The sequence below is a fragment of the Burkholderia sp. AU45251 genome, from assembly GCF_030482905.1.
In the GTDB taxonomy this organism is placed as follows: Bacteria; Pseudomonadota; Gammaproteobacteria; order Burkholderiales; family Burkholderiaceae; genus Burkholderia; species Burkholderia aenigmatica.
Genome location: NZ_JAUJQH010000010.1, coordinates 235,135 through 245,596, shown reverse-complemented (window position 1 = coordinate 245,596; position 10,462 = coordinate 235,135). Strand labels below are relative to the sequence as shown.

The following is a 10,462-nucleotide window of genomic DNA, read 5'->3' as shown; positions in this document are numbered from 1 at the left end:
CGAGCGTGATCACGAACACGTGGCGAATCTGCTGCTGGCCGCTCGCCTGCATCGACGACGATCCGCACGCGGTGACAATCAGCGCGACGAGCGATCCGAGCGCGGCCACCAGCGTGGCACGCATCCAAAAACGAAAGGACATGACGATTCCGGAACTGAAGAAGTTGATGAACGGGAAAGGTTCAGCGAACGTCCGGCGGCTTCAGCCGTTCGGGTATTCGCGGTTGATCAGGTCGAGCCGCAGCATGCCGAGCTGCACGCCGACGTTGCTCAGCAGGTACAGATCACGGCGCCGCAATGCCGGCATCTGCGCGGACGCATCGTAGAGCGACGGCAGCGTCAGCCCCGCCGGCACTGCGGCCTGCATCCCCACAGCATTCGACACGCGCACGGCAATCGACGCCTGATCCGAATGGGTGACGACACCGACGTTGCCGAGTGCCGAGGCCGAGCCGGCCTGCTTGACGATCGCGGCAGCAACACCGTCGGGCGTCGGGATCGGGCTGCCGGCGGCCAGGGCCGGGGTCGCGATCGACGTCACGCCGGCCGTCAGCCCGTATTTCGACGCGAGCACGCTCGCGACCTCCTGCTGCGCGAAGATCCGCACGGCAACCTTCTGGCGCAGCAGGAACACGGCGTCGGCAATCGCCTCGTTCACGGGGCCCGGCACTGGCGCGGCACCGGACGACGCCGCGGCGCGACCGCCGAAGCTGAATGCGGCAATCGTGTTGATGGCCGTGTTCTGGACGGTCGGCGGCGTCCACGAGAAAAACGTATTGAACAGGTAGCCGGTCTCGTCGGTGGCGACTGCGCGGTCGTTCAGCTCGTTCGTCAGCTTGCCGAGCATCTGGCGTTGCAGTTCGGCGTCTGAAACAGGCGCGTCGCTCGCAAAGGCGGGCGTGCTGGCGGCCCCAGCCGCGGCAAGTGCGGAGGCGGAGGCGAGGAAATGGCGTCGGGTCTGCATGGTCATTGGAATCGGGAGAAAAAAAGTGCGTCAGCCCTTCGGGAACGCCTGCATCGTCGCGCCGATCGCGCGGCCGAGCATCTGCGCATATATGTCGTGTACGAGGTACAGGCTGCGGTTGCGCGTCCACGGCTGGCCAGACAGCGGGTCGTAAAGCGTCGGCAACGACACCTCCGCAACCGCGGCCGCCTTCATGCCCGCCTGCTGCGACGTCTGGATGCAGCGCTTCGCGTGATCCCGATGACCGACCACCGCGACGCTGCCCATCGCGGCTGCGCCGCCTGCGCGCGACACGGCCTCGGCGGCCACGCCGGCCGTGCTGAGGTACACGATCGAGCCGTCACTCGCGATCACCGGCTCGATAGACGACAGCACGTCGGTGCCCATCCCGTACTTCGATACGAGAAAGCGCGCGATCTCCCACTGCGCGTACACCTTCACCGGCTTCAGCTGGCGGATGCGATACACGGCATCCGCGAGCGCTTCGTTGACGGGCCCCGGGTCGGGCAGCGCGGATTGGTTGCCGCCGGTGCTCGACGTGTTGCCGCTCGCCGCGTTCGGGCGATTGCCGAAGCTGTACGCGACGATCGCGCCGACCTGGGCCGCCGGGAACGTCGGCAAGTCCCAAGTAAATCCGACGTCGGTCAGCGCCGGCACGATCGCGTTGACCGTCGCCGCGTCGCCGAGCTGCGTATTCAGCTTCGCGGACATCTGTGCGGCCAGCGCCGCGTCGGTAACGGGCGCCGACGTAACGTCGTCGCCGCCGCACGCGCTCAGCAGCGGCACCGCCGCGACGGCCGGCGCGGCGGCCAGGAATTTTCTGCGTGAAGAAGCCAGCGGATTCAGTTTCATAAGAAATACGAAATGATGCGAATGGCGTCGACGAGATGCCTCGGCGTCGCATTCACGGTCACGGGAAATGGCAATCGGACGTGTCGCGCAGGTGAGCGACTGACGGCAGTGCTGCAGCGCGAATCGATTCGCTGCGCTTTTGTAGATTGACGAGGCCGGATCGTAGTCGGCGTTTATTAAATTGCGGTGAAGCTCACGATCGAATCCGCGCAATCGCGTCGTCGTTTCGCGGATGGACGCCCGCGTTTCACATATGGCGAGCTCACGCTTGATTCGTTCCACCGGTGGCGATCTTGCGTTCCACGCGCGCCGTACGACGCCCCCGGCATTTCGCGCTACGATGGCACGACGCACATGGCCCGATCCCCACGATCCAGACCCGGAGCACATCAGAATGAAGCTCGGCCTGAACCAATCACTCGCCCGCCTCGACGAAGCAGGCACGCTGTTCACGACACTGTTCCACCACGGCACGCTCGAGGTCGAGCTGTACCGGCCGCGCATCGAGGACAAGCAGAAGCCGCATACGCGCGACGAGGTTTACGCGATCGCCACCGGCACGTCCCGCTTCGTCATCGACGATCGCACATGCGAGGTCGCGGCCGGTGACGTGCTGTTCGTCCCCGCACACGCCGAGCACCGCTTCGTCGGCTTCTCCGACGACTTCTCGACCTGGGTGTTCTTCTACGGCCCCGAGGGCGGCGAGCGCGACGCGTAGCGCGCGATGCGCGCGGCACTTTTCCGGCGATCGCCTAGACTGTCTATTCGCAGCGGGCGGCGCGCGACACGCGGCCGCCCGGTCGTCACGATGCCTGTGGCAGCCGGTTCAACGAACGGGAAAACAGCATGCGATACGAACTGTATTACTGGCCCGAGATCCAGGGCCGAGGCGAATATGTGCGGCTCGCGCTCGAAGCGACCGAAGCCGACTATGTCGACGTCGCGCGCGAATCGGGGCGCGGCATGGGCGTGCCGGCGATGATGCGCATGATGGACAGCACGAAGGCGGAATGCGTGCCGTTCGCGCCGCCGTTCCTGAAAGCTGGCGACGTTGTCATCGGGCAGACCGCGAACATCCTGCTGTTTCTCGGCGCGCGGCTCGGGCTCGCGCCCGACGACGAAGCCGGCCGGCTGTGGGTGCACCAGCTTCAGTTGACCGTCGCCGATTTCGTCACCGAGATCCACGACACGCATCACCCGATTGCAAGCGGCCTCTACTACGAGGATCAGCAGGCGGAAGCCGCCGAGCGCGCAGCCGATTTCCTGGAAAGCCGGCTGCCGAAATTCCTCGGTTACTTCGAGCGCGTACTCGACCAGAATCCGCACCAGAGCGGCTACCTCGCCGGCAACGCACTCAGCTATGCGGACCTGTCGATGTTCCAGTTGATCGAGGGCCTGCGCTACGCGTTTCCGAAAGCGATGAAGCGCGCGGAGCGCAAGATCGCGGCGCTGGTCGCGCTGCACGACCGCGTCGCACTGCATCCGCCCGTCGCGCACTATCTCGAGTCGGAACGCCGTATCCCGTTCAACGACATGGGCATCTTCCGGCACTATCCGGAGCTGGACAAGTAACGCCGGCCCGGCGTCCGCACCGCTTCGTGCACGGCGGCGGACGCCCTCCTCACGCGGCGACCGCTGTCTCGTGCAGATGGCGCCACACGATCAGGCCGTCCGCCTCGCGCCGGAATACGGCCGTCGAACGCCGCACCGTGCGCCGCCCCTCCGCATCGGTCTGCGTTTCGCGATAGCCGATCGTCGCGCCGTCGGACCATACGGCCAGCCCGCGCAACTCGTCGATCTCGATCGCCAGCCCGGGACGCGCGCCGTGCCCGTTTGAAAACAGCGCATCGACGCCCGCGTAATCGAGCACCGCACCCGACATCGCGATCATCGAAAATCCCGGCGAAAAACGCGCCATCAGCGCCGCGAGCCGCTCGGGTGCAGCACGGCCGGACAACCAGCACTCGATGTCGACAACGGTATCGACGACTTCCTTGAAATATGGATTCGGCAAAGACATAAGGCTCTCAGGTTCTCAGGAGTGGGATGAAACGGGTTGTGCGGCCGGCGCAGCGTGCGCAGGAAGCCGCGCGATCAGACCGAGCGGCAGCAAGGTCAGCGCGACCGCCAGCCCGAAGCACCAGCGGTACGGCGCGAGCGACGGGCCGCCCGCGTCGAACGCCAGCAACACATTGAGTGCGCTGCCGAGCACGGCCACGCCGATGCAAAAGCTCAACTGGCGGTTGATGTTCCACAGCGCGCTCGCGTCGCCCATCCGGTCGGCCGGCACATCGACGAACGCCGCGCTTTGCGACGTGCTCGTGCACAGGCTCGCGCCGAACCCCATCGCCACGAATGCGGCGATGCGCACGGCTTCGACGCCGGCCCACGGCGTCGCGAGCAGTGCGATGCCGACACAGTCGATCGCGATGCCGCACGCGAACAACGGCTTCGCGCCGTGGCGCGGAAAGCAGCGGCGCGTCGTCGCGATCGCGAAGCACGCCGCGATCGCCCACGGCAGCATCAGCGCGCCGGCATGCGCGGCGCTCAATCCGAGCGCGTTCTGCAGATAGAGCGACGCAACGAGGTTGACGCCCGTAAAGATGCCCGGCACGCACAGATAGACCACCACGCCGATCCGCAGCAGCGGCTGCGCGAGCAGGCGCAGGTCGACCACCGGCGACACGGCCCGACGCGCATGCGCCGCATAGCCGGCGCCTGCCGCGAGCGCGACGGCCAGCATCGCGAGCGGGAATGCCGCGCCGCCGGGCTGCCCCGCTGCAGTCAGCCCGAGCAGCAACGCGACGAGCGTTGCCGCACTCAGGCCGAGCCCCGGCCAGTCGAGCCGCGGCGGCCGGTCGCGCGCGCCGTCGCGCGGCAGCCACACGAACGCGAGCGCGCCGGTCGCGGCCGCGATCGGCAACATCGCGAAGAAGATCGCGCGCCACGACCCGCGATCGACAATGGCACCGCCGATCGCAGGCGACAACGCGGGCACGAGCAGCGCGACCATCATCACGACCGACGTGAGCCGCGCCCGCGCCTGCGGCGGATACGCGCGATAGGCCATCGTCTGCCCGACCGGAATCAGCAGCCCGCCGCCAAGCCCCTGAACCAGCCGCCACGCGAGCAGCACCCCAATCGACGGCGATGCGCCGACGCCGGCGCTGCCGAACCCGAACAGCAGCAGCGATGCAGCGAACACGCGCCGCTCGCCGCAGCGGCGCGCGAGCCACGTGCCGAACGGGATCACGACGGTCAGGCCGAGCACGTACGCGTTGCCGACCCACGCAAGCTGCGCGACCGACGCGTGCAGTTCGCGCTGCAGCGCCGGATACGCGGCGTTCAGCATGAACATGTTCGCGAGATCGATCGCGAAGCCGAGCAGGTAGACGGCGGCGATTCTGGAACGGTAGGTCATGGCGGCGGCAACATCACGAAACGCCGCAGTGTAGAGGCCGGCCGGCTCATCGGTAAGCGGCCGGATTCGACCGGTTCCGTCGAATTTTTTTGACAATCGGATCACGCCCCGGCAACCCCGCGCAGCCGCGGCCACGCACCGCGCGCCGCGCGCGGCCGCACATTCGGGTACCCTTCGAGCGATCCAACGCATAGACAGGACCCACGCCCCAACCATGGTGAGCCTCGATCGTTTCGCCGTCTTCCGTGCCGTGGTCGAGGCCGGGTCGTTCACGGCCGCCGCCACCGCGCTGAACCAGGCGCGGGCGGCCGTCAGTTTCAACATCAAGCAGCTCGAAGCGGAGCTCGGCGTCACGCTGCTCACGCGGACAACCCGGCGTGTCGAGCTGACCGACGCCGGCGAGCGCTTCTACCAGCGCTGCCTGCGCGTGCTCGAAGAAGCCGAAGGCGCGATCGACGAGGTGCGCGGCGAGCATGGCGGCATGCACGGCATCCTGCGCGTGACGTCGACGGTCGAGTACGCGGCGCGCGTCCTCGCCCCGATGCTGCATGCGTTCACCGCGCAACATCCCGCGTTGCGCGTGCGGCTCGAAACGCATACGTCCCAGGCCGATCTCGTGCGCGACCGCTTCGACGTCGCGATCCGGCTCGGACGCAACGAGCACTTTCGCGACCTGCCCTATCGCGGTGTCTGCCTCGCCACCTACGATGTGCTCGCCGTGATGGCACCCGGTCTGCCCGCGAAAGCCGGGCTGCCGCACCCGACGTCGCCCGACGACCTGGCCCGCTTGCCGCAGCTCGGCCACAGCCGGCTCGAGCGGATCGCCGAATGGATGCTCACCGACCGCGCGGGCAACGGACATGCGTTTCGACCGGCCCAGAAGCCTCGCATCGTCGTCGACAACGCATCGGTATTGAGCGAACTGGCGCGCCAGGGCAGCGGCGTCGCGCTGCTGCCCGAATGGCTGGTACGCGACGATCTCGAAAGCGGCACGCTGGTCGACGCGCTGCCCGCGTACCGGTTTCCGCAGCAGAACGTCTACGCGCTATACGTCGCGACGCGGCACGTCCCGCAGAAAGTGCGCGCGTGGGTGGATTTCATGAAGGCGCGACTTGCGCGAGCGGACTGACGCAACGTGCGTGCGCGCGGCCCTACCCTTGCGCCCTACCCGGGCGCCGCCCCGACAGCAACACGCGCAGCAGCGCCGGCAGCACGAGCAGCACGAGCGGCAACTGCACGATCAACCCCGAAATGATCGCGACCGCAAGCGGCTGCTGCATCGCCGAACCCTGCCCGAGTGCAAACGCGAGCGGCAGCAAGGCCAGGATCGCTGCGATCGTCGTCATCGCAATCGGCCGCAACCGGTTGCGGCCGGCCGCCAGCAGCGCCACATCCGGCGCCATGCCTTCGTCGCGCACGAGCCCCTGGAATTCCGACACGTAGAAGATCGCCACCTCCGTCACGATGCCGACGATCATCGTCATCCCCATCATGGCGGAGATGTTCAGCTCGATGCCGGTCACCCACAGCCCGACGAACACGGCACCGGTCGCACACAGCGGCATCGCCATCACGGCGAGCGCCACGCGGAATCGCTCGTAGAGGAACAGCAGCAGCGCGAACACGAGCGCAACGGCCGCGCCGAACACCGCGATGAGCCCGCGGAAGGCGATCTGCTGTTGCTGATACAGACCGCCCAGTTCGTAATAGACGCCCGGCGGCAACAGGTTCGCGTCGCCGAGCGCGCGCTGCACGTCCGCGATCGTCGAACCGAGATCGCGACCGTCGATCCGCGCGGTGACGGACACCATCCGCTTCAGGTTGTCGCGGCTGATCTCCGGCTGACCGCTGATGGTGATACGGTCGGTCACGCGGTCGAGCGGAAACAGGTGCCCGTCCGGCGCGCGGATCTGCAACGCGCCCAGCCCCGTGCCGTTCATCCGCATCGCGTCCGCCACCCGCACGCGCACGCCGACCGTCTTCGGACCTTGCTGATACTGCGTCGCGACGCTTCCCTCCAGCAAGTCCGACACCTGCTGCGCGATCGACTGCGGATCCATCCCTTCGGCGGCCGCCGCGTCGGGCCGGATATGCAGGTCGAGCGCATCGCCCGCCGGGTTGATGCCGTCGTCGACGTCGACGATGCCCTGAATCTTCCCGATGCGCGCCGCCACACGTCGCGCGGTTGCTTCGAGCACATTCGGATCGTCCGAATAAATCTTGATCTGCACGGGTTGCGGCACCGCGGTCAGGTCGCCGATCAAATCCTCCATCAATTGCGCGAGTTCGATATTCACGCCGGGCACGTTCGTCTCGACCTTCGAACGGATCTCTTCCATCACGGTATCGATCGGCTCGCGCGACCCCGATTTCAGGCGAACGAAGAAGTCTCCCTTGTTCGGTTCGTTGAGATCGCCGCCGAGGCCCGCGCCCGTCCGGCGCGAATACGTCGCGACGTTCGGGTTCTCGCGAATGATCGTTTCCACCTCGCGCATCAGGCGATCGGTCTCGGTGATCGAGGTACCGGGCGCCGTATGGTAGTCGAGCACGAAGCCGCCCTCGTCCATCGACGGCATGAACCCGCTGCCGACGCGCGTGAACGCGAACGCGGCCACGACCAGCAGCGGCACCACGCCCGCGAATGCCAGCCAGGGCTGGCGGCTGACGCGCTCGACGAGCGTCGCATAACGTGTGTTCAGCCAGTGGGCGAAACGCGACTCGCGATGCTCCGCCGCATCGGCCGGCGTCAGCCAGTGATCGCACAGGATCGGGATCGCGAGCCAGCTCACGATGAACGAAATGAACAGCGCGCTCGCCATCGTGATCGACAGCGCCTTGAAGAACGCACCGGTCACGCCCGACAGGAACGCGAGCGGCACGAAAATGATCAGCGTCGCGGCCGACGACCCGGCGAGCGGCCGCGTGAATTCGAGCGCCGCGCTCATCACGCGGCCGTGAAATGCGTGAGCGCCCGCCTCGCGCATGCGTCGCGCGATGTGCTCGATCATCACGATCGCGTCGTCGATCACGAGCCCGACGGCCGCCGCCATCCCGCCGAGCGTCATGATGTTGAAGCCCATTCCGAACACGTCGAGCAGCAGGATCGTCGTGCTCATCACGATCGGCACCAGGGCGACCGCGATCGCGGTGACCTTCCAGTTGCGCAGGAATACGAACAGCGTGAACGCGGCCAGCACGACGCCGATCAGGATCGCGTCGCGCACGCTCGATGCGGATGCGATCACGAGCTGGCTCTGGTCGTACCAGTTCGCGAGACGGACACCCGACGGCATCTGCTTGCGGAAATCGGCGAGCTTCGCGCGGATCGCCGCGGCCATCGCCACACTGTTCGCGCCCGGCTGCTGGAACACGTTGACGAGCACCGCATCCTGTCCGTCCGCTGTCACGCGGATCCATTGCGGGACCGTGCCGCGCGACACCGTCGCGACGTCGCCCACGCGCACCTGGTTGCCGCCCGACGACGCGACGACCGCGTTGCGCAGCGTATCGAGCGACGTGATCGTCGTATCGGCAACGACGAGATATAGCTTGTAGTGATCCTCGATGCGCCCGGTTGCCATCAACACGTTGCCGGCGCCGATCGCCTTCGACACGTCCTCCACCGACAGCTTGTACGCGGCAAGCCGCGCGGGATCGATCGCGACCTGCAGTTCGTCCTGCGCGCCGCCCGTCACCTCGACACGTGCCACGCCGTCGACCGACGACAGCAGCGGCCGCAACTGGAACTGCGCGAGATCGCGCAGTTCGGACAGCGACTGCCGCGACGACGTGAGGCTGTAGGCGAGCACCGGGAACACGGTCGGATCCATCCGCTTCACCTGCATCGTCGTGCCGGCCGGCAGCGACGGCAGGATCTCGGCGATCGCCGACTGCGCCTGCAGCGTCGCCTGCGCCATGTCGGTGCCCCAGTCGAAGTTCAGCGAGATCTCGGCCGAACCGCGGCTCGTTTTCGATTCGACGTCGCGCACGTTCGGCACGCGCCGCAGCGCCTCTTCAACCGGCATGGTCACGAGTGTGGCCATCTGCTCGGCCGGCCGGTCGCCGGCGTCGAGCGACACGACGGCGCGCGGGAACGACACGTTCGGAAACAGCGAGATCGGCAGCCGGAACGCCGTCAGCGCACCGGCAATCGCGAGCAGCGCGACGACGAACAGCAGCGAGCGCCGGTGCCGCTGCATCCATTGCCCGAAGTTCATCGATGCACGCCTCCGGCAAGACGCACGGCCATCCCGTCCTGCAGTTCGTAGTTGCCGGTCACGACGAGCGGCTCGGCCGCATTCAGCGGGCCGTCCACGCCGTAACGGTCGCCGCTTTCGACGCGCACCGCGACATCGACGCGACGTGCCGCCTGCTTCGGCGTCACCTGGAACACGTACGCGCCCTTTGCATCGCGCAGTACCGCCGAGCGCGGCACCACCCACCACGTGCCGGTCTGCGTCGCGATATCGGCGCTCACGCGCGTCCCGGGAATGAACGCGGTGCCGCCGAGCGGCACGTTCGCGCCGACGTTCACGAGCTGGCTCTGCGGATCGATCGACGCGCCCGCGACGACGACCTGCCCCGCCGGATTCGCGTGTTCCAGCGCGGTCGACAACCCGTGCAGCACGACGGCGTCACCCGCATGAATCGACGCGGCCGACGACGGATCGACGCCGAGCGTGACATTCGCCTGGTGGCTCGACGCGCCGGTGGTCGCAGCAAGCTGCGCGATCGTCGCGCCGGCCTGCAACTGGTCGCCGGGCAGCGCCGACAGCTGCGACACGACGCCCGCGGCCGGCGCCGCGATCGTCACGTCGCCGCCATGCACGCCCATCTGCCGCTGCGCGGCCAGCCCCTGCTGCGCATCGTCGAGCGCTTTCTGCGCGGCGGCCAGCTGCGACTGCGTCGCGAGACCGTCGTCGTACAGCGAGCGCGTACGCGCGAGTTCGCCGCGCGCCAACGTCAATGCACTCGCCGCCTGCGATGCGGCCAGCACCGCGGCGGGATCGGCCTGCACGACGACGAGTGGCGTGCCGCGCGCGACCGTCTGGCCGGGCAGCACGAGGACCTTGCGCAGACGCGCGGTGTACGGCAGGTTCACCGACATCACGCTCGCCGACGACGCGGCGACAATGCCGTACGCACGCACTTGCTGCGAGATCGGCGCACGCTGCACGCGCACGGCTTCAACCGAGGCGGTCACGGGTTCATCGGCACTCGCAGGC

General features: G+C 67.7%; 9 protein-coding genes. 3 read left to right on the top strand and 6 right to left on the bottom strand.

Annotated elements, in window-relative coordinates:
- Nucleotides 1-202 precede the first annotated feature (202 nt).
- Nucleotides 203-964 (bottom strand): Tat pathway signal protein, encoded by a 762-nt coding sequence (locus QZM67_RS21320; protein WP_301806433.1) that lies wholly within the window; start codon nt 962-964, stop codon nt 203-205.
- Between the two features lie 30 nt (nt 965-994).
- Nucleotides 995-1,816 carry a hypothetical protein gene (locus tag QZM67_RS21315; protein WP_301806430.1) on the bottom strand — a complete coding sequence of 274 codons (822 nt, stop codon included), beginning with the start codon at nt 1,814-1,816 and terminating at the stop codon, nt 995-997.
- A gap of 394 nt (nt 1,817-2,210) precedes the next feature.
- Between QZM67_RS21315 and QZM67_RS21310 the strand changes: the two genes are divergently transcribed.
- Nucleotides 2,211-2,534, top strand: a complete 324-nt coding sequence (locus tag QZM67_RS21310) for a cupin domain-containing protein (RefSeq protein ID WP_301806427.1) — start codon at nt 2,211-2,213, stop codon at nt 2,532-2,534.
- Nucleotides 2,535-2,662: 128 nt separating this feature from the next.
- Entirely contained in the window at nt 2,663-3,388 is a 726-nt protein-coding gene (locus tag QZM67_RS21305) for a glutathione S-transferase (protein WP_301806424.1), read from the top strand.
- Between the two features lie 49 nt (nt 3,389-3,437).
- Here QZM67_RS21305 and QZM67_RS21300 read toward each other — a convergent pair whose 3' ends face one another.
- Nucleotides 3,438-3,836 carry a DUF4440 domain-containing protein gene (locus QZM67_RS21300; RefSeq protein WP_301806421.1) on the bottom strand — a complete coding sequence of 133 codons (399 nt, stop codon included), beginning with the start codon at nt 3,834-3,836 and terminating at the stop codon, nt 3,438-3,440.
- 15 nt (nt 3,837-3,851) lie between these two features.
- On the bottom strand, nt 3,852-5,237 hold the full coding sequence (locus tag QZM67_RS21295; protein WP_301806418.1) for an MFS transporter: 1,386 nt from the start codon (nt 5,235-5,237) through the stop codon (nt 3,852-3,854).
- A gap of 214 nt (nt 5,238-5,451) precedes the next feature.
- Between QZM67_RS21295 and QZM67_RS21290 the strand changes: the two genes are divergently transcribed.
- The gene (locus QZM67_RS21290) at nt 5,452-6,366 is read left to right on the top strand and encodes a LysR family transcriptional regulator (protein WP_301806416.1); all 915 of its coding nucleotides are present in this window, start codon (nt 5,452-5,454) and stop codon (nt 6,364-6,366) included.
- A 22-nt stretch (nt 6,367-6,388) separates the two neighbouring features.
- Here QZM67_RS21290 and QZM67_RS21285 read toward each other — a convergent pair whose 3' ends face one another.
- Together QZM67_RS21285 and QZM67_RS21280 are read right to left on the bottom strand one after the other, a co-directional pair.
- Nucleotides 6,389-9,454 carry an efflux RND transporter permease subunit gene (locus QZM67_RS21285; RefSeq protein ID WP_043177639.1) on the bottom strand — a complete coding sequence of 1,022 codons (3,066 nt, stop codon included), beginning with the start codon at nt 9,452-9,454 and terminating at the stop codon, nt 6,389-6,391.
- Nucleotides 9,451-10,440 (bottom strand): efflux RND transporter periplasmic adaptor subunit, encoded by a 990-nt coding sequence (locus QZM67_RS21280; RefSeq protein WP_301806411.1) that lies wholly within the window; start codon nt 10,438-10,440, stop codon nt 9,451-9,453. Before QZM67_RS21280 ends, QZM67_RS21285 begins: the two co-directional genes overlap by 4 nt.
- Nucleotides 10,441-10,462: the final 22 nt, after the last annotated feature.